This window comes from Pyxidicoccus sp. M15, from assembly GCF_056858435.1.
On the sequence record NZ_CM166495.1, the window covers coordinates 11,813,353 to 11,832,078 of the forward strand.

General features: G+C 72.4%; 19 protein-coding genes. 15 read left to right on the forward strand and 4 right to left on the reverse strand.

Translation table 11 applies throughout. The features are described 5' to 3' along the window. Positions 1-11: 11 nt before the first annotated feature. Positions 12-860: a TolB family protein gene (locus ACX9TP_RS43775; protein ID WP_482976644.1), complete on the reverse strand. Its 849-nt coding sequence runs from the start codon at positions 858-860 to the stop codon at positions 12-14. A gap of 84 nt (positions 861-944) precedes the next feature. Beyond that, positions 945-1,685, reverse strand: coding sequence for a hypothetical protein (locus ACX9TP_RS43780; RefSeq protein WP_482976645.1), 741 nt, complete (start codon positions 1,683-1,685; stop codon positions 945-947). A gap of 173 nt (positions 1,686-1,858) precedes the next feature. On the opposite strand from ACX9TP_RS43780, the gene ACX9TP_RS43785 reads away from it, so the two are divergent. Beyond that, the gene (locus ACX9TP_RS43785; protein ID WP_482976646.1) at positions 1,859-2,602 is read left to right on the forward strand and encodes a hypothetical protein; all 744 of its coding nucleotides are present in this window, start codon (positions 1,859-1,861) and stop codon (positions 2,600-2,602) included. Positions 2,603-2,617: 15 nt separating this feature from the next. Here the strand turns inward: ACX9TP_RS43785 and ACX9TP_RS43790 are convergent, their stop codons facing one another. Beyond that, positions 2,618-2,908, reverse strand: coding sequence for a DUF3467 domain-containing protein (locus tag ACX9TP_RS43790; RefSeq protein WP_482982321.1), 291 nt, complete (start codon positions 2,906-2,908; stop codon positions 2,618-2,620). Positions 2,909-2,989: 81 nt separating this feature from the next. Between ACX9TP_RS43790 and ACX9TP_RS43795 the strand changes: the two genes are divergently transcribed. The 13 genes from ACX9TP_RS43795 (at position 2,990) to ACX9TP_RS43855 (ending at position 16,999) form a co-directional block, all read left to right on the forward strand. Further along, a complete protein-coding gene (locus ACX9TP_RS43795; RefSeq protein WP_482982322.1) occupies positions 2,990-3,790 on the forward strand; it encodes an alpha/beta hydrolase in 801 nt (266 codons plus the stop codon). Positions 3,791-3,855: 65 nt separating this feature from the next. Next, positions 3,856-4,572, forward strand: a complete 717-nt coding sequence (locus tag ACX9TP_RS43800; protein WP_482976647.1) for an ABC transporter ATP-binding protein — start codon at positions 3,856-3,858, stop codon at positions 4,570-4,572. Further along, positions 4,569-7,109 (forward strand): FtsX-like permease family protein, encoded by a 2,541-nt coding sequence (locus tag ACX9TP_RS43805; RefSeq protein ID WP_482976648.1) that lies wholly within the window; start codon positions 4,569-4,571, stop codon positions 7,107-7,109. Before ACX9TP_RS43800 ends, ACX9TP_RS43805 begins: the two co-directional genes overlap by 4 nt. Positions 7,110-7,112: 3 nt before the next feature. After that, positions 7,113-8,372 (forward strand): lipocalin-like domain-containing protein, encoded by a 1,260-nt coding sequence (locus tag ACX9TP_RS43810; protein ID WP_482976649.1) that lies wholly within the window; start codon positions 7,113-7,115, stop codon positions 8,370-8,372. Positions 8,373-8,414: 42 nt separating this feature from the next. Then, the gene (locus ACX9TP_RS43815) at positions 8,415-8,798 is read left to right on the forward strand and encodes a hypothetical protein (RefSeq protein WP_482976650.1); all 384 of its coding nucleotides are present in this window, start codon (positions 8,415-8,417) and stop codon (positions 8,796-8,798) included. Then, a complete protein-coding gene (locus ACX9TP_RS43820; protein ID WP_482976651.1) occupies positions 8,777-8,926 on the forward strand; it encodes a hypothetical protein in 150 nt (49 codons plus the stop codon). The genes ACX9TP_RS43815 and ACX9TP_RS43820 overlap by 22 nt, the downstream gene beginning before the upstream one ends. Positions 8,927-9,488: 562 nt before the next feature. Beyond that, on the forward strand, positions 9,489-10,874 hold the full coding sequence (locus ACX9TP_RS43825; protein ID WP_482976652.1) for a hypothetical protein: 1,386 nt from the start codon (positions 9,489-9,491) through the stop codon (positions 10,872-10,874). Between the two features lie 171 nt (positions 10,875-11,045). After that, positions 11,046-11,285, forward strand: coding sequence for a hypothetical protein (locus ACX9TP_RS43830; RefSeq protein WP_482976653.1), 240 nt, complete (start codon positions 11,046-11,048; stop codon positions 11,283-11,285). Between the two features lie 92 nt (positions 11,286-11,377). Next, positions 11,378-12,868, forward strand: a complete 1,491-nt coding sequence (gene glpK, locus ACX9TP_RS43835; RefSeq protein ID WP_482976654.1) for a glycerol kinase GlpK — start codon at positions 11,378-11,380, stop codon at positions 12,866-12,868. After that, entirely contained in the window at positions 12,868-14,253 is a 1,386-nt protein-coding gene (locus tag ACX9TP_RS43840; protein ID WP_482976655.1) for a hypothetical protein, read from the forward strand. The genes glpK and ACX9TP_RS43840 overlap by 1 nt, the downstream gene beginning before the upstream one ends. A 52-nt stretch (positions 14,254-14,305) precedes the next feature. Then, positions 14,306-14,617 carry a 4a-hydroxytetrahydrobiopterin dehydratase gene (locus ACX9TP_RS43845; protein WP_482976656.1) on the forward strand — a complete coding sequence of 104 codons (312 nt, stop codon included), beginning with the start codon at positions 14,306-14,308 and terminating at the stop codon, positions 14,615-14,617. A gap of 280 nt (positions 14,618-14,897) precedes the next feature. After that, positions 14,898-16,133: a hypothetical protein gene (locus ACX9TP_RS43850; RefSeq protein ID WP_482976657.1), complete on the forward strand. Its 1,236-nt coding sequence runs from the start codon at positions 14,898-14,900 to the stop codon at positions 16,131-16,133. Continuing rightward, the gene (locus ACX9TP_RS43855) at positions 16,133-16,999 is read left to right on the forward strand and encodes a DMT family transporter (RefSeq protein WP_482976658.1); all 867 of its coding nucleotides are present in this window, start codon (positions 16,133-16,135) and stop codon (positions 16,997-16,999) included. Before ACX9TP_RS43850 ends, ACX9TP_RS43855 begins: the two co-directional genes overlap by 1 nt. A gap of 18 nt (positions 17,000-17,017) precedes the next feature. Here the strand turns inward: ACX9TP_RS43855 and ACX9TP_RS43860 are convergent, their stop codons facing one another. Next, entirely contained in the window at positions 17,018-17,587 is a 570-nt protein-coding gene (locus ACX9TP_RS43860) for a Uma2 family endonuclease (RefSeq protein ID WP_482976659.1), read from the reverse strand. Positions 17,588-17,838: 251 nt separating this feature from the next. Here ACX9TP_RS43860 and ACX9TP_RS43865 point away from each other — a divergent pair, with 251 nt between their 5' ends. Continuing rightward, positions 17,839-18,693, forward strand: a complete 855-nt coding sequence (locus ACX9TP_RS43865; RefSeq protein ID WP_482976660.1) for an alpha/beta fold hydrolase — start codon at positions 17,839-17,841, stop codon at positions 18,691-18,693. Positions 18,694-18,726: the final 33 nt, after the last annotated feature.

The following is an 18,726-nucleotide window of genomic DNA, read 5'->3' on the forward strand; positions in this document are numbered from 1 at the left end:
GCCCGCCGCGCTCAGAAGCCCGTCAGCACGAAGAGGTCGGCACGCCCATTGATGGCGTACACCATCTTCTTGCCGTCCGGGGAGACATCCAGCTCCTTCGCCGCGAACTCGTCGCGCACCCGGCGGCCCTGCGGCGTCGCGCCCGACAGGTCGAAGAGGGAGATGCCGTCCTCGGCGAGGGCGGCGAGCCGGCCGTCGGGCAGCCAGTCCGCCGTGGACAGGTAGCTGGCGTCGGCCGTCACCAGGGTGCTCTCCCCCGTGGCGAGCGTGAGGACGCGAACCTCATGCACGTCGAAATTCGGGCTGTCGACGTACGCCAGGCGCTTGCCATCCGGCGAGAAGGCCGGCGCCGAGCCGTCCTCGTTCAGCGGCTGCGACATGTGCGTGGTCAGGTCGAGGATGGACAGCCCGCTGCCGTTGACGCCATAGACGAGCTTCTTGCCGTCCGGCGACACGTCCAGCGCCGACGCGGCGAAGGCGTCGTACTCGCGCACCGCCGTGCCACCCGCGGCGGGGATGCTGAAGATGCCCTCGTCGCCGGAGTAGTAGATGCGGGTGCCGTCCGGGCTCCACGCGATGCCCGTCAGGTAGGTGCCGTCGCTGGCCAGCATGCGGACGTCGGTGCCATCCGCCTTCATCACCGCCACCTCGTACGTGTCGCCCTGCTCGAGCGCGCGCACGAAGGCGATGCGCGCGCCGTCCGGCGAGAAGCGCGGCGCGCCCCAGTTCTGGTCGGCCGCGGCCTTCAGCGTGGCGCGGGTGGGCTCGCCGGAGTCCCCGTCGCCGTCATCCCCGCCGCAGGCGGCGAGCAGGAACGCGGTGGACAGCGCGGCAAGGAAGCGGAAGGGACGCTGCGACATGAGCAAGGGACCTCGGGGTGTGAAGGGGGTGGAGCCCACATCTTCGCACCCGCACGGTGGCGGGAGTCACCTTCCCTCCCCGCCTCATTCCGCGGGAGCCTCGAAGTCCACGGGCGGTACGGGTGGGGCCATCTGGCCCGCGGCGTCGAAGGCTTCGATGCGGGCGCGGTAGCTGCGCCCGTCCTCCATGGCGAAGGTGCCGCTGCACGCCTCGTGGCCGATGAAGGCGGTGTTGTTGTGCACCGGCACCACGTACTGCTGGACGCCAGGTCCCGGGCGCCGGGGCTCCAGCTTCACCACGAGGTAGGCGGGGCTGTCCTCGCGCAGCGACAGGTTGAGCCGCACGAAGCGGGCGGTGCCCTGCGGCGAGCGGCGGAGGATGCCCTCGGAGACGGCGGGCCGCTTCAGCCACTTCGGGGAGAAGCCGTCGGGGCCCTTGCCCGTGCGCCACTCGGGCAGCACCGTGCTGGGGCCGTTGAGCACCATGACGTTGGGAATCACCTCGTCCACACGCAGCGTGTAGCGCGTGTCCGGCTCCAGCTTCCCGCCCACCTTGAGGATGACGGTGGCCCGGCCCAGGCTGCTCTCCCAGCCGCGCTGCGCCTTCACCTCCACCACGTGCTTGTCGGACACCAGTCGCAGCTTCTTGCCCACCAGCGCCGTCACTTGCGGGCGCGCGGTGCCCACGCCCTCCAGGAGGAAGCGCGTGTTGGTGGGGACGATGGCGCCCGGCGTGGGGAAGAGCTGCACGCCGTCACCCAGGCATTGGGCGGACGCGGAAGAGGCGCACAGCAGCGCGAGGAGCGGCACGAGGAGTCGGAGCACGGTGCCCCCGAGTCTGCGCCGGCCCGGGCCGTGTGGCCAGGGGGTGGCGGGGGCGGACCCGGCCACGATATGTGTGATATCCGCCGAGCGTTGTACTCCTGCCCTCCGGCCCCATGCTTCCCCAGGCCGCCGGAGGACGTCCGAACCCGGGCCGGGGACCAGGTGGGTGTCTCATGAAGCGGCGTCTCGCACTGCTGGTGGCCGTCGGGCTCGTGCTGGGAGCCTCGGGCTGCGCCACGACCCGAGACCCTCGCAAGGAGTTGCTGGAGGGCACCGGCAGCCACGCCGTCTACAAGCTCCCGCCGGAGGCCCTGCTGCAGACGGTGCGGGAGCTGCTCACCGAGCGGGGGTATCGGCTGCTCCCCACGTCGGACCCGCTCTACGTGCACACCTCGTGGAAGATTCAGGGCAACATCGAGGTGGGCGCGAGCTGGTCGCGCGTGCTGGTGCAGGCGGTCCGGCTGGAGAACGGCCGCACCATGGTGCGCGCCTACCGCATGGCCTACACCACCAACGGCCTGGCGCCCTCGCACCCGGGCAGCTTCGCGGGCACCCGGGAGGGCAAGGAGGCCGGGTCCGAGGGGGGTGGCAGCAAGAGCAACGCCGGCGGCACCTCGGGACAGGCCGGCTCGTATGTCATGGGCGAGCCCATGTCCCCGACGAAGCCCCACCTCTACCGCGCCGGCGACATCGAGTGGGCCCTGCTGGCCCGGGTGTCCCCGCAGATGGCCAGCTACCTGGAGAAGCGCGTCGACGCGTACCTGGCCGAGCGCCAGCACCCTTCCGAGCAGCTGGAGGAGCAGGAAGGGGTGCATGAGCTGCCCCCGCAGGACGTGCCCGAGGCCCCGCCGCTGCCCTCGCAGCAGCCGCCGGAAGGCTCGCCCGCGCCCCAGCAGCCGACCGCGCGGCACTCGTAGGACGTCCGCGGTGCGTCAGTGCATGCCGCCGTCGTCCTCGCGCAGGACGATGGCGCCGTACTTCGCCTCATAGCGAGCGATGTTGTCCTGCATGGCCGCCACCAGGCGCTTCATGTGCTTGGGGTTGGTGATGATGCGGGAGCGGACCCGCGCCTTGGGGACCTGGGGCTGGACGTAGATGAAGTCCAGGGTGAACTCGGTGTCGGAGTGGTTCACCAGCGCCATGTTCACGTACTGACCATTGGCCACGTCCTCGTCTATCTGTATCTGCAACTGCATGTCCGGGGGCTTCGGAGTGTCCGCCATGAGGCAGAGGGCATAGCGCCTGCGCCCGCTCGTGGCCAGCGTCACGGGGTGAGCGCGATGCCAGAGCCAACCTCCGAGCCCATGGACCCGCGGAAGACGGCGCCCTTCGATTTGGGCCGGGGCGAGGACGTGTGCCTGCTGCTGCACGGCTTCACCGGCAGCCCGTGGGACATGCGCCCGCTGGGAGAGGCCCTGGCCGCGCGCGGCCTGCGCGTGGTGGCGCCCCGGCTGCCGGGACACGGCACCACGCCCCAGGCGCTGCTGCACGTCAACTGGCGGGACTGGCAGGCCGCGGCGGACAGCGCGCTGCTCGCGCTGCACGGCCACCGGAACATCTTCGTCGCGGGCCTGTCCATGGGCGCGCTGCTGGCGCTGGGGCTGGCGGCCCGGCACCCGGACGCCGTGAAGGCCCTGGCGCTGGTGGCCCCGGCGGTGCGCTTCCGGGGGCCGCGCATGTTCCTCATCCGGCAGCTGGCTCGCACGCCGGTGCTGGAGTGGGCCCGCCCCTGGGTGGAGAAGACGGGCACGGACCTCTCGGACCCGGAGGCGCTGGCGGAAGCGCCCGTCCTCCCGGCCTTCCCGGTGGCGCGGCTGCGGGACTTGTGCACCCTGCAGAACCTGGCGGTGCGGGACGTGGCGCACGTGCGCTGCCCCACGCTGGTGGCGGTGGCGGAGCAGGACCACGTGGTGGACCCGGAGGGCGGGCGGTGGCTCGCCCGGAGGCTCACGGCGAGCCCGGCGGTGCGCTTCCTCTCCCTGCGCGACGGCTTCCACATCATTCCCCGGGACACGGCGGGCCCGCTGCTGGCGTCCGAGGTGGCGGGCTTCCTGGAGCAGTGGCGCTACTCGGAGACATGGGACGCCCGGCACGTGGGCGCCTGAGCTCCAGAACGGGCAGGCACAAAACACGGCGGCACGGGGGGCATGCGTGTATTTGAGACGCGTCCATGCCTCCGTCCGACACCCCGCCCCTCGTCGAGCTGCGCGATGTAACGAAGGCCTATGCCGAAGGCGACACCGTGCGAGAGGTGCTCTCCGGCGTCCGCCTCTCCCTGTACCGGGGCGAGTTCGTGGTGCTGCTGGGCCGCAGCGGCTCGGGCAAATCCACGCTGCTCAACCTCATCAGCGGCATTGATGTGCCCAGCCAGGGCGAGGTGCGCGTGGACGGCAGGGACCTGGGCCGGCTGAGCGAGCGCGAGCGCACGCTGCTGCGGCGCGAGCGCATCGGCTTCATCTTCCAGGCCTTCAACCTGCTGCCCACGCTGACGGTGGAGGAGAACGTGCGGCTGCCCCTGGAGCTCAACGGGCACGCCGCCGCGGAGTCCAGCGCGAAGGCGCGGGCGCTGCTGGAGCGCGTGGGGCTGGCGGCGCGCGCGGGCAGCTTCCCGGACCGGCTGTCCGGCGGCGAGCAGCAGCGCGTGGCGGTGGCGCGCGCACTGGCGCACTCGCCGCCGCTGCTGCTCGCGGACGAGCCCACCGGCAACCTGGACGAGACGACGGCGCGGCAGGTGCTGGACTTGCTGGAGGGCCTCACGCGGCAGGGCAACGCGTGCGCGCTCATGGTGACGCACGAGCCGGGGCTGGTGGCTCGCGCGGACCGCGTGCTGCAGATGGAGGGCGGACGGCTGGTGGAGCGCGAGCACGCGCGAAGGGACGCGCGATGAAGGGGCTGCTGGTCCGCTCCAGCCTGCGCCACCTGGGCGGCCACCCGTGGCTGACGGCGCTGTCGCTGCTCGGCATTGCGTTGGGCGTGGCGGTGGTGGTGTCCATCGACCTGGCGAGCGACAGCGCGCTGCGCGCCTTCGAGCGCTCCACGGACGCGGTGGCCGGCCGGGCCACGCACCAGCTCGTGGGCGGCGGCTCCACGGGCGTGGACGAGCGCGTGTACCGGGACATGCGCCTGCGCCGCGACGCGCCGGTGTCCGCGCCGGTGGTGGAGGGCCACGTGCAGGCGGCGGTGGGCGACAGGCGCACGCTCACCGTGCTGGGCGTGGACCCGTTCGCCGAAGGCCCCTTCCGCGACTACGCGAAGGGCGAGGCCGTGGGCGACGTGGGTGCGCTGCTCACCGAGCCGGGCTCGGTGCTGCTGAGCGCCCGGGCCGCGCGGGCACTGGGCATCCCCGCCGGGGGCGAGTTGCTGGTGCGCGTGGAGGGCCTGGACAAGCGGCTGCGCGTGTCGGCGCTGCTGGAGCCGTCGGACCCGGACACCGCGCGGGCGCTGGAGGCGCTGGTGCTCACGGACGTGTCCACCGCGCAGGAGGTGCTCGGGCAGGTGGGGCGGCTGACGCGCGTGGACCTGCGGATGCGCGACGACGCGGAGGCGACGCGGCTGGAGGCGACGCTGCCCCCGGGCACGGAGCTGGTGCGCGCCTCCGCGCGGGCAGGCACGGTGGAGCAGATGACGCGGGCCTTCCGCACCAACCTCACCGCGCTGTCGCTGCTGGCGCTCGTGGTGGGGATGTTCCTCATCTACAACACGATGACGTTCTCCGTGGTGCAGCGGCGCGGGCTGCTGGGGCGGCTGCGCGCGGTCGGGATTACGCGCGGCGAGCTCTTCGCGCTGGTGCTGGGCGAGGCGGCGGTGCTCGGCGCCGTGGGCACGGTGGCGGGCCTGCTGCTCGGCGTGCTGCTGGCGCGCGGGCTGGTGGGGCTCGTCACGCAGACGTTCAACGATTTGTACTTCGTGGTGAGCGTGCGCGGGCTGGCGCTGGAGCCCTTCACGCTGGCCAAGGGGCTGGTGCTGGGCCTGGGCGCCACGGTGCTGGCGGCGCTGGTGCCCGCGTGGGAGGCGGCGCGCTCCCCGCCGGTGACGACGATGCGGCGCTCCACGGTGGAGGACGTGTCGCGAAGCCGCGCGCCGAAGCTGGCGCTGCTGGGCCTGGGGGTGCTGGCCGCGGGCACGGCGCTGCTGGTGTGGCCCACGCAGGCGCTGCTGCCGGCGTACGGGGGCCTCTTCTCCGTGCTGCTGGGCGCGGCGCTGCTGGTGCCGTGGGTGACGGAGCGGCTGTCGGTGGCCGCCGCGGCGCCGCTGGGCCTGGCCTTCGGGTTGATGGGACGCATGGCGGCGCGCAGCGTGCGCACCAGCCTCAGCCGCACGGCGGTGGCGCTGGCGGCACTGATGGTGGCGGTGGCCACCACGGTGGGCGTGGGCCTCATGGTGTCCAGCTTCCGCGGCACGGTGGTGTCGTGGCTGGACACGTCGCTGCAGGCGGACGTGTTCATCTCCCCGCCGTCGCTCGTCGCACGGCGCGGAACCGCCACGCTGGTGCCGGGCCTGGACGAGCGCCTGCGCTCCACGCCGGGCGCCGCCGCGAGCAGCACCATCCGCGTGACGACGACGCGCGCGGACGGCGTGCCCACGGACCTGGTGGCCATCGACTTCTCGCGGACGCAGGCGCGGCCCTACCGCTTCAAGCAGGGCGACGCGGCCTCGGTGTGGCGCGAGCTGGAGGCGTCACCGGACGCCATCCTCGTGTCCGAGCCCTTCAGCTTCCACCGCCGCGTGGACGTGGGCGGCACGGTGCAGCTGGCGACGGACAAGGGGCCGCACGACTTCCGCGTCGTCGGCGTGTACTTCGACTACGGCTCGGACGTGGGGACGATGCTGATGCCGCGCTCCACGTACGAGCGCTGGTACGACGACCGGGGCGTGAGCGGCGTCGCGCTGTACGCCGCGCCCGGGCAGGACGTGGATGCGCTGGTGGCCTCGGTGCGCGAGCGGACCGGGGACACGCAGGCGCTGCTGGTGCGTGCCAACCGCTCGCTGCGGCAGGCGTCGCTGGAGGTGTTCGACCGCACCTTCACGATTACGCAGGTGCTCCGGCTGCTGGCCATCGGCGTGGCCTTCGTGGGCGTCTTGAGCGCGCTGATGTCGCTGCAGCTGGAGCGGGCCCGGGAGCTGGCGGTGCTGCGCGCCACCGGGCTGACGCCGGGACAGCTCTGGGGGCTGGTGTCCCTGCAGACGGGCCTGCTGGGGCTGCTGGCGGGGCTGTTCTCCGTGCCGCTCGGCGTGGCGCTGGCGTATGTGCTGGTGCACGTCATCAACCAGCGCTCCTTCGGGTGGACGCTGCAGCTGGCGGTGACGCCGGAGACGTTGTTGCAGGCGGTGCTGCTGGCGCTGGTGGCGTCGGCGCTGGCCGGGCTGTACCCGGCGTGGAAGATGGCGCGCGCCAACCCCGCGCTCGCGCTGCGGGAGGAGTGAGGCATGAGCGGCGGCCGAGGGCTCGTCATCGGGACGGCGGTGGTGCTGGTGGGACTGGCAGCGGCCGTGGCCGTCGTCACGCGCGAGTCGGCGCCGCCCCCGCTGCCAGGCAGTGGGACGCTCACGGTGAGCGGAGCACTCGGCGGCGCGGACACGAGCGCGGCGGGCTACGCGCGCGCGGTGGAGCCCCGTGCGTTCCAGTTCCCCGAGGACCACGGCCCGCACCCGGAGTTCCGCACGGAGTGGTGGTACTGGACGGGCAATCTGGAGACGGAGGACGGGCGCGCCTTCGGCTACCAGTTCACCCTGTTCCGCAGCGCGCTCGCCCCACAGGCGCCACAGCGCGCGTCCGCGTGGGGCGCGCGGCAGGTGTACCTGGGGCACTTCACCGTGTCGGACGTGGGGGGCGGCGGGTTCCATGTCTCGGAGCGCTTCAGTCGCTCCGCGCTGGAATTGGCCGGAGCGAGCGCAAAGCCCTTCAAGGTGTGGCTGGAGGACTGGGAGGCCGCCAGCGTGGGCGAGGCCACCTGGCCCGTGCGGCTGCACGCGCAGACGGATGAAGTCGCGCTGGAGCTGCTGCTGGAGCCGGGCAAGCCGCCGGTGCTCCAGGGAGACAGGGGCCTGAGCCAGAAGGGGCCGGAGCGGGGCAACGCGTCCTACTACTACTCGATGACGCGGATGCCCTCGCGAGGCACCGTGCGCGTGGACGGGCGGACGTACGAGGTGAAGGGCGAGAGCTGGATGGACCGCGAGTGGAGCACCAGCGCGCTCGGCGCGGACCAGGTGGGCTGGGACTGGTTCTCGCTGCAGCTCTCCGACGGCAGCGAGCTGATGTACTACCAACTGCGCCGCAAGGACGGCTCCTCGGACCGGTTCAGCTCGGGCACGTGGGTGCCTCCGCCGGGCGCGGCCTCGAGCGAGCCGGCCCGCGTGTCGCGCGAGGACATGCGACTCGAGGTCCTGGACACGTGGAAGAGCCCGCGCAGCGGCGGCGAGTACCCGTCACGCTGGCGCCTGCGTGTGGAGAAGTTGGGGCTGGATGTCACGGTGACGCCGAAGCTGGCGGACCAGGAGCTGCCCGTCAGCGTGCTGTACTGGGAAGGCGCGGTGAGCCTGGAGGGCTCGCGCGAGGGCAGGCCGCTCACGGGCCGTGGCTACGTGGAGCTGACGGGGTACGCGGACACGCAGGGCCCCAGGCGCGCGGAGACGCGGGCCCGCGGGACACCGGAGGCCGAGGCCGCCGCGAGCAGCCCGGTGAAGTAGCCCGCGCCCGGCTGCGCGTCGTGGTGCAGCTCGGCGCTGACGGTGAACCAGCTCATCACCCAGATGGCGGCGGACCCGAACGCCGCCTGCTGGACGTATGACTCGGCGACGTGCCAGGCCCACGAGGCGAGCGGGAGCGGCCCGCAGTGCCTCTGGCTGGGAGGGCTGAGCGACCCGGGCCTGGCGTACTACGGCGGGCGCACGTGCATCCCGGTGTCGGTGACGAAGTACAACATCGGCCAGGGCTGCACGGGCAACTCGGGGTGCTACCTCGGCCAGACCAGCGGAGGGCGCATCGCCGTCAACGTGGCGCAGCCGGGCGGGGACATCATGGGCGCGGCGGGGCGGAACCCAGCGGCGGCGTCCGGCTTCACCACGGCCATGGAGAGCCACATCCGGACATCATGGACTGCGTCTTCCCGCTGAGCTGCTACCAGTACCCGGAGGCCCGCTGCCAGGCGTTCCAGTCGAAGTGGAGCTCCGGCGCCGCCGGCAGGGCGGTGTTCGCCACCCGGGCCAACGGCTGCGAGAACAGCTACTACCGCAGGCGGTAGGCCCGGGCGCGCGTCCACCGGACGCACCTCCAGCACCAACGGGTCAGGCGTGGGACTTCCTCGCCTGGGAAAAGCGGTGCCCCACGCCACCCCATACGCTTCCCTCGTGGCGGCGTGTGGCGCGCTTCACCCCGCGTCAACTCCTGGCACCCCGCTTGCCTCTGGGCTCAGTGGCTACGAGTGGAACGTCCGCCGTCGGACGTTGGAGGCAGACCGGGGTATGCGCTGGCTGGGACGAAGCAGGTGGTGGGCGGGGTTGCTGGGAGCGGCGTTATGGACGGCATGCGGCGGAGGCGGAACACCGGAGACCCGTCCCGCCGTCGAGGACCCCTCGGGGAATCCCGACGAGAGCCCCGGAGATGGAGAGAATCCGCCTCCCGGGGAGGAGACCGATGCCGGCACGCCCGACTCCGGGACTCCCGACTCGGGCACCCCGGACTCCGGGACTCCCGACTCCGGCACGCCCGACTCCGGGACTCCCGACTCCGGGACGCCTGACTCCGGGACTCCCGACTCGGGCACGCCGGATGGCGGCACGGGCAACCCGGGCGGCGGCGACAACGTGCCGCCGAATTCGAAGGACTGGCGCTTCTTCGGCGCCGCCGAGGGCGCTCCGCGCGAGGTGCTCGGCGTCACCGAGGACGAGGGCGGCAACCTCTGGGTGGCCGGCGGCGAGGACGGCCTGTGCCTGCTGCGTCCGGGCGCGTCCTCCTTCCGCTGCTACACCATGGCGGACGGCCTGAAGCCGTGGGCGCCGTGGAAGGGCAAGGACCCCGCGCCGGAGAAGCGCTCCCTCAAGGTCATTGCCGTGACGGGCGGCCCGGCGGGCACCGTCTGGGTGGGCTACGAGGGCCGGCCCAACTGCGAGAGCGAGTTCTACAAGGCCCCCGGCGAGCTCGAGGACCCCGCCATCTTCAAGAGCGGCGACGCGGACCGCGTGCTGCTCCAGGACGACGGCAGCCTGCGCGTGGTGCACTACGACATCCACTCGATGGCGCACTCGGTGCCCGGCTACGGCCACCGCGAGAAGCTCTGCACGGTGAACCGCATCGTCTGGGACAAGCAGCGCAACGCGCTCTGGTTCGCCTCCAACCACGGCCTGGCCTGGGGTGAGCCGGACTACGAGGGCGGCACCGAGTGCCAGGACCCGGCGGTTCGCGCCGCCAACGAGTGGGTCTACATCTACAAGGACTCGGCAGGGAACGAGACGGGCCGCGAGACGCGCCAGCGCTGCAAGTTCGGCGTCATGGAGCACGTCCACCCGGCCATCGCCATGAGCGACGACAGCACCAGCGAGGACAGCCGGCTCGCGGGTGACGTGTGGGGCGTGGCGGTGCGGCCCGATGGCGACATCTGGATGGGCACGCACATCCGCAGCTCGCGCTTCAAGATAATGACCAACGCGGTGGGCCACGTCGGCACCGGCGCGCCGTGGAACTTCGAGATGGCGCGCAAGCAGACGGAGGAGAAGAAGTACCGGGCCAACCGCATCGACCTCTGGCCGGACGCGGTGGCCGAGCCGCAGATTCCCACCAGCGAGCAGCGCAAGGACGACCTCGTCAGCGACCTGGTGCTCATGCCGGACGGCACGGTGTGGTTCTCCAGCTTCGCGTGGGGCCTGGCGAAGATGAACGACGCGGGCCAGGTGACGGCGTACCACCTGGACGGCGCGCAGGACCGCTTCATCTCCTCCATCGAGCGGGACACCCGCGATGGCAGCCTGTGGATTGGCCACCGCTGGGGCCGCGGCCTGATGCGGATGCACGCCGAGGGCAGCTTCGTCAGCCACAACAGCGTGATGGGCAACCTCGCCGGCCTGCCCATCTGGGACATCCGCATGGTGGGCAGCGGGGACGAGCGCAAGGTGCTGGTGGCCTTCAGCGCCTACCGCGACTCGGCGGGCAACATCGTCCACCGGGGGGCCATCGGCATCTACACCGGGAAGTGAGGCTGCCTGCCTGCCTCCGGGGCCGCCTGCTGGCCCCGGAGGGTGCGCCGTCCGGGAAGGGGTGCCCCCAACGGGAAGCAGCGTCAACTTGAAGGCACTCCGCTCTCGCGGGGGCACTCCCGCCCTCGCGGGGCCTTCGAACCCAAACGACGCACGACAGGAGGTCTCACCATGTCTCTTCTGGGAAGCATTCTCGGTAGTCTCAGCGCAGGCAGCCGCGGCTATGGCTCGGGTGGTTGGAATCGCGGGCGCACCAGTTATGGCCGCCGGCCCCTCGGCTATGGCTACGGACGGAGCCGGACCGCTTCGGGCGGATTCCTGGGCAGCACGATGGGGCGCATGGCCATGGGCGGCCTCGCGGCGTATGGCATGCGCCGCTTCTTCGGCACCCGTCGCCCGTACGGCTACTAGTCCCCCGGCCCGACAGGAACCTCGCCTGTCCGGCCCCCAGGCTGGAGTAGGTTCCTCCCATCTGGCCGTCTGCCGTTGGGAGGACTCACCCCATGCCGAAGGCGAAATACGTGCTGGCCCTGGACCAGGGCACCACCGGAACCCACGTCTCCATCCTCGACTCGAAGCTCCAGGTGGTGGGCCGCTCCTACAAGGAGTTCACCCAGCACTTCCCCAAGCCGTCCTGGGTGGAGCACGACCTGGACGAAATCTGGGCCACCAGCGAGTGGTGCATCGCCCGGGCCCTGAAGGACGCGGGCCTCAACGGCCGGGACATCTCCGCGGTGGGCATCACCAACCAGCGCGAGACGACGGGCCTGTGGATGCGCGGCACCGGCAAGCCGCTGGCGAAGGCCATCGTCTGGCAGGACCGGCGCACGTCGGAGATGTGCCGGCGGCTCAAGGAAAAGGGCGTGGAGCCGCGCGTGCGCGAGGTGACGGGGCTCGTCGTGGACCCGTACTTCTCCGGCACGAAGCTCACCTGGTTCTTCGAGCACCTGAAGGGCGCGCGCGCCCGCGCGGAGAAGGGCGACGTGTGCTTCGGCACCATCGACACGTGGCTCGTCTACAAGCTCACCGGCGGCTCCGCGCACGTCACCGACGTGTCCAACGCCAGCCGCACGCTGCTGATGGACCTGACCACGCTGCAGTGGAATGACGACATGCGCTCGCTGCTGTCGGTGCCGGCCGCGTGCCTGCCGCAGATTCGCGGCTCCGCGGAGGTGTACGGCACCACGCGTGGCATGCGCAGCCTGCCGGACGGCGTGCCCGTGGCGGGCATGGCCGGAGACCAGCAGGCCGCCCTCTTCGGACAGGCGTGCTTCGAGCCCGGCGAGTCCAAGTGCACGTACGGCACCGGCGCCTTCCTGTTGATGAACACCGGCACCACGCCGGTGCGCTCCAACTCCGGCCTGCTCACCACGGTGGCGTGGCGGCTGGGCGGCACCGGCACCACCACGTACGCGCTGGAGGGCAGCAGCTTCATCGCCGGCGCCGCGGTGCAGTGGATGCGCGACGGGCTCAAGGTCATCAAGCGCGCGCCGGACATCGAGGCGCTCGCCGCCAGCGTGAAGGACTCCGGGGACGTGGTGTTCGTCCCGGCGCTGGCGGGACTGGGCGCGCCGCACTGGCGTCCCGAGGCGCGTGGCCTCTTCGCCGGCATCGACCGCTCCACCACCGTGGCCCACTTCGCGCGCGCGCTGCTGGAGGGCATCGCCCTGCAGCTTCATGACCTCGCGGACGCCATGCGCCGCGACAGCGGGCGGGACATCCCCGTCTTCAAGGTGGACGGCGGCGCGGCGGCCAACAACCTCCTCATGCAGTACCAGGCGGACATCCTCGGCGTGCCGGTGGTCCGGCCGCGCAACCTGGAGACGACGAGCCTGGGCGCCGCGTTCCTCGGAGGCCTGGGCGCGGGCGTCTGGGACAGCCCGGACGCCATCCGCCGCGCGTGGAAGGCGGACAAGACATTCAAGCCGAAGATGCGGGGCGACGCCCGCGAGCGGCACCTGGCCAAGTGGAAGCGAGCGGTGGAGCGGGCGTGATGAAGGCCCCTCGCTGGATGGGCCTGTTGGCCGCCCTGCTCGCGCTGGGCGGCGGCACCGGCTGCCCGGGCCAGCCCGAGCCCTGCTTCGGAGACAGGCCGGGGACGCAGCGGCCGATGTCCCACGTCTTCGGTGTAGGCAAGCCGGTGGCCTTCGACGTGGCCGCCAATGTGGTCCGCCCCTGCGTCGTGGACCCGACGCCGCCGCGGCCGGAGTCCGTCACCGTGGAGGTGAAGGACCCGGAGAACCGGCCCGTGCCCGCCACGGCGGTGCTGAGCGGGGACGGCAACGAGGCCACCGTCCGCTTCACGGCCGCGGTGGAGGGGCGCCACCACGTCATCGTCTCCTTCGCGCCGGTGGGCAGCCTCCAGCAGCTCGGCGTCTTCATCGTGCGGGACCGCCGCGGCGAGCCCGAGCTGGCGCGCGTCCCCTTCTCCGCGTCGTGCCAGCACCTGGACCGCACCACGCGGGGCACCTGGGTGTGCGGCAACCAGGCCTGGCGGGAGTCGGACGCGGAGCCCCAATCGTTCGGCACCCTGCCCGTCGCGACGGCGGTGGCGGGAGACGTGGTGTGGACGGTGGACGTGGACACGGTGCGCCGCTACGTCGACACGGGCACCGGCGCGCTCGAGCCCGCCGGCACCGCGCCCTACCCTCCCGGCGCGAGCCCGCCGAACTCCCCGTATCCGGGACCTCACGCGCGGCTCGCCACGCCGGACGAGCTGACGGTGCTGAGCGACTCGCAGCTGCACCGCTACACCTTCACCGAGACCGGGGGCATCGCCACCGGGCCCACGGCGGGGTGGGTGCGCTCGGGAGAGAGGCGCTCCTTCGGCGGCGACTCCGCGGGCGGGATGCTGGTGCGCGCGGGCACTCGGCTCTTCGTGGTGGGCATCATCCAGGACAGGAACACCTTCGAGTTGCGGACCCAGGCCTGCCCGTTCCAGCCCGGCGGCGCGGGGGGCTACGTCTCCGTGTCGGGCGAGTCCTGTCAGCTCCTGTCGGGCGAGCCCGTGGGCTCCGAGGACGGCGTGCTGTGGATCCGGACCTTCGACACCTCGACGTCGGTGGCGCAGGAGACGCTCCGCCGCCTCGCCGTCGCGGGCGACCGGCTGGTGGAGACCGGCGCGCTGTCGCTGGAAGGACAGCTCACCAGCTTCCCGCCCCTGATGCGCCCGGGCCCCTCGCTGCCGTACCTCGGAGCGGCGGGCACCTTCGGTGCCTACGTGGCGCCACGCTGGAACGCGGAGACCGGGCGGGTGGAGCTGGAGCTGGCGCCCTCGCCGACGGGGGCCGAGCAGCCCCACATCCATGAGCGCTTCATCTGGGTGAAGACTTTGGATGGGACGGGACTGGTGGTGTACCCGCGGGCGTCCACCCGCTGACGGCGCGGCACTGGCGGCTTCCCTCGGGCGCGGGAGCGGGTAGAAAGCGGTCATGGCCTATGACCGCACGCTGCTCGCTCCCGAGGCGCTCCAGTCCTTCCTCGCCCAGCATCCCGAGTGGAAGCACGAGGGCGGGATGATTCGCCGCACGTACGAGGCGCCCTCCTTCCTCGCCGGCATCGCCTTCGTGGAGAAGGTGGCGCAGGCGGCGGAGAAGGAGAACCACCACCCGGACATCGACATCCGCTGGAGGAAGGTGACGCTGGCGCTCGTCACCCATGACGCCGGGGGCCTCACCTTCCGCGACACCGGCCTGGCCGCCGAGGCCGACCGTCTCTTCGCGGAGGTGGTGCGGGCGAAGTGAGCGCCGGGGTGCGGAGGGCCTGGCGCGTCCCGGGCAGCGAGCACGGAGGCCGCGTGCCGCGCGAAGCGGCGCGTGAGCCGTGTGCCACCATGAGCGCGCGGTGCGCGGGGGCAGCGGTGGGCCCGGGCTCACTGAGCGCGCGGTGCGCGGGGGCAGCGGTGGGCCCGGGCTCACTGAGCGCGCGGTGCGCGGGGGCAGCGGTGGGCCCGGACTCACTCGGCCCGGCCGCCCCCGGGCGCGCGCGGGGTGGACTGCCTTGAGCGCGGGCTCGAGATGCGCGGTGGCCCTGCTCTGCGCGGCGGTGCTGTGCGGCGCCCCGGCGGCGTGGGCGCAGGACGAAGAGCCCCAGGCGCCGCGCCCGGAGCGGCTGTACTTCAACCCCGGCTCGCTGCTGGGCTCGGCGCGCGTGGTGGCGCTGGGCGGCGCGTACGTGGGCATTGCCGAGGGCGCCGCGGGCTTCCCCAGCAACCTGGCGGCCCTGGCGCACCGGAGCGCCTCGCTGGAGAAGGACTGGGACCTGGGCGTCACGCTGACCTGGCTGGACCTGCCCTTCACGGGCGGGCGCAAGCGGGATTTGGACAACGACGGCCGGCCGGACGAGTCGGAGGACAGCCGGCAGCTGCTGGGCGGGCTGCTGCTGCAATACAAGCGCTTCGGCATCGGCTTCGCGCTGCGCAACAGCTCGGTGTCCTACTGCGCCACGGCCGCATGCAACGGGGACAGCGAGCGCATCCGCGTCTCCCTGACGCAGTCGGTGCTGGCGGGGGCGGTGTCCTTCGGACAGGACGACTTCATCCTCGCGCTGGGGCTCTTCGCGGCGCAGGCGACCTTCCGGCTCTCCTCGGGCGGTGACGAAATCCGGTACGGCGACACGGGCGTGGAGGTGGACATGCTGTACCGGCCGCACGGGCGCGCGTGGCGGCTGGGCGTGACGGTGCGGCCGGAGGTGGTGGCGGACCTGAGAGATGAAGACGGGCAGGCGCCGGTGCTGGCGGGCCGCACGCTCTTCGGCGCGGTGGTGTCGCCGGCGGTGCTGTCCCTGGGGGCGAGCTGGCGCTTCGGCGAGGGCGCCGAGCGCTACAACCGCCTGTCTCCGGCGGCGCGGCGGCAACTGGTGGTGGAGGGAGACGCGCTGCCGGTGCCGGCGGAGGAGCCGAAGGGTGCGCCCGCGGGGCGGTGGCTGCTCAGCGCGCAGGTGGACCTCTTCTCCGGCGTGGACAACGCGGTGCCGTTGCGCTCGTTCGCCTCCACGGGGGAGGCGCAGCCGGTGGGCCACGCCTCCGAGTTCGCGCCCCGCATCGGCGTGGAGCACGACACGGTGCCGGGGATGATTCGCCTGCGCGCGGGCGTCTATGCGGAGCCCTCGCCCTTCGACGGCCGGCCGGCCCGGCCGCACTTCACGGGCGGCTTCGAGGTGTTCGTCCTGCGCTACTGGGAGGACTGGGCGCTCACCGCGTCCTTCGACCTGGCGCGCCGGTACACCAACGTGGGCCTGTCCGTGGGATTCTGGCGGTGATGCGGACGGGACTGCTCACGGTGCTGGCGCTGGTGGGCTTCGCGGCCAACTCGCTGCTGTGCCGCGCGGCGCTGGCGGGAGGCGGCCGGCTCATCGACGCGGCGTCCTTCACCGGGGTGCGGCTGGTGTCCGGCGCGGTGGTGCTGGCGGTGCTGCTGCGGGCGCGGGGCGGGAAGCACACGGGCGGCTCATGGCCCTCGGCGCTGGCGCTCTTCGTGTACGCGGCGGGCTTCTCGCTGGCGTACGTGCGCATCCCGGCGGGTGTGGGGGCGCTGCTGCTGTTCGGCTGCGTGCAGGCGACGATGCTGGGCACGGGGCTGGCGCGCGGTGAGCGTCCGAAGGGGCGCGAGGTGGCGGGGCTGGTGCTGGCGCTGGGCGGGCTGGTGGGGCTGACGGCGCCCGGCGTGTCCGCGCCGGACCCGGTGGGCGCGGCGCTGATGGCGGGCGCGGGGGTGGCGTGGGGCGTGTACTCGCTGCGGGGGCGCGGCAACCGCAATCCGCTGGCCGCGACGGCGGACAACTTCCTGCGCTCCGTACCCCTGACGGCGGCGCTGTCGGGTGTGGGACTGCTGGTGCAGGGGACGCCGCATGCGACGGGGCAGGGTGTCGCGCTGGCGGTGGGCTCGGGAGCGCTGGCGTCGGGCGTGGGCTACAGCCTGTGGTACGCGGCGCTGCCGCACCTGACGGCGACCCGGGCCGCCATCGTACAGCTCTGCGTGCCGGTGCTGGCGGCGGTGGGCGGTGTGCTGCTGCTCGGGGAGACAGTGACTCAGCGCCTGGTCCTGGCGGGAGCGGCGCTGCTGGTGGGCGTGCTGCTGGCGCTCTCCGCGAAGGCGGCGCCCCGTGCACCCGTGGCGCGGGCGTGAGGAAGTGAGTCACGAAGGTCAGGGCGCTTGCATCTCCCACAAGGCCCCGAGCTCCAACTCCAGCACTTCGAACGGCTCGGCGCGCACGCGAGCATCATCCGCCCAGGTGCCCCGCTCCACCCACTGTCCGTCTTGCAACTGGAACACCTCCAGCGTCCGCGTGCCCGGGTCCACCAGCCACACATGCGAGACTCCCTCGCGTGCGTAGATTTCCCGCTTCCGCTTGCGGTCCAGGCCCGCGGTGGAAGGAGAGAGCACCTCGCAGACCCAGTCCGGCGCCTGGGTGAAATACGGGACACGGGGCACCTGGGGCATGCGCTCGCGACGCCAACCCGCGATGTCCGGCACCAGGACATCCTGGCTGAAGTGCAGCTCCGGTTCGGTCATGAGCCACCAACCCCCGGGCCCACCCCTCCCAAACTGAAATGCACCTCCCAGGGCCATGAGCAGCACGGAGTGCGCAATGCCATGCGGGCTCGCGGGCCGCGGCATGACGATGAGCTCGCCGTCGATGATCTGCCCGACGACCGTATCGGGCAGCGCCTCCAGGTCGGCATACGTCGCCGGGCGCTTGGTCTCCTTGCTCATCTCGGAACTCCCCAGGCCACCCACTCCCCACCCTTCCATCATCGACCCTGCCTCCCTGGAGTGGAACCCCACCCTCTACCGCGTGTCCACTACTTCCTACCCCACGGGTCTGACACCACGATGTAGCGCCCCTCCCCGCCACGTCACCGAGAAGCGCAAACACTGGCTTCCATGACGCGCCTGTGACGGCCGACTCGCCTTGCTCGAACGGGCCATGGCAGCGTCACTCCCATCTCCCCAAGGAGGGGCTCGTGGAACGACGCGCGACGATGCACCGGGGCTGCAACCTGAGCTGGTTCGTGGAGGGACAGGGGACTCCCGTCGTGCTCATCCAGGGCTCGGGCGTCGGCGCGAATGGCTGGAGGCCGCAGCTGGACGCACTGACGCCGCGCTTCCAGTGCCTGTGCTTCGACAACCGCGCCTATGGAAGGAGCGTTCCTTCCGCCGAGCCGCTCTCCCTCGAGCTCATGGCCGAGGACGTCCTCGCGCTGATGGACGCCCAGGGCTGGCAGAGCGCGCACCTCGTCGGGCACTCGATGGGTGGGCTCATCGCGCAGTACGTGGCCCGGCGTGCGAAGGCACGGGTGCGAAGCCTCGCGCTCCTGTGCACGTTCGCCAATGGCAAGGCGCCCTCCAGGCTGACGCCGTGGCTCGTGCGCGTTGGCCTGCGCACCCGCATCGGCACCCGGCGCATGCGCCAGCGCGCCTTCATGGAGATGGTGCTCACCCACGAGGAACTGGTGGCCGTGGACGCTGATGCCATGGCGAAGAAGCTGGGCACGCTCTTCGACCGAGACCTCTCGGCGTCCCCGCCCATCCTGATGCAGCAGGTGCAGACCATGGCCCGCGCGGATGCACGGCCATTCCTCTCCGAGCTGGCCGGCCTCCCCACGCTCGTCGCGAGCGCGGAGCATGACCGCATCGCCACACCCGCCTCCGGCCGCGAGCTGGCCCAGGGGATTCCCGGTGCGCGCTACATCGAGCTGAGCGGCACCGCCCACGCCATGACGATTACACGCGTCACGGAGGTCAACGCCCTGCTCCTGGAGCATCTGGCGCAGGCAGAGCGGAACTTCAGCACCGTTGCATCCGCCGCACGGGGTTGACCGCCTCGGCGCGCCGGACGCCTGCCCGCCTGC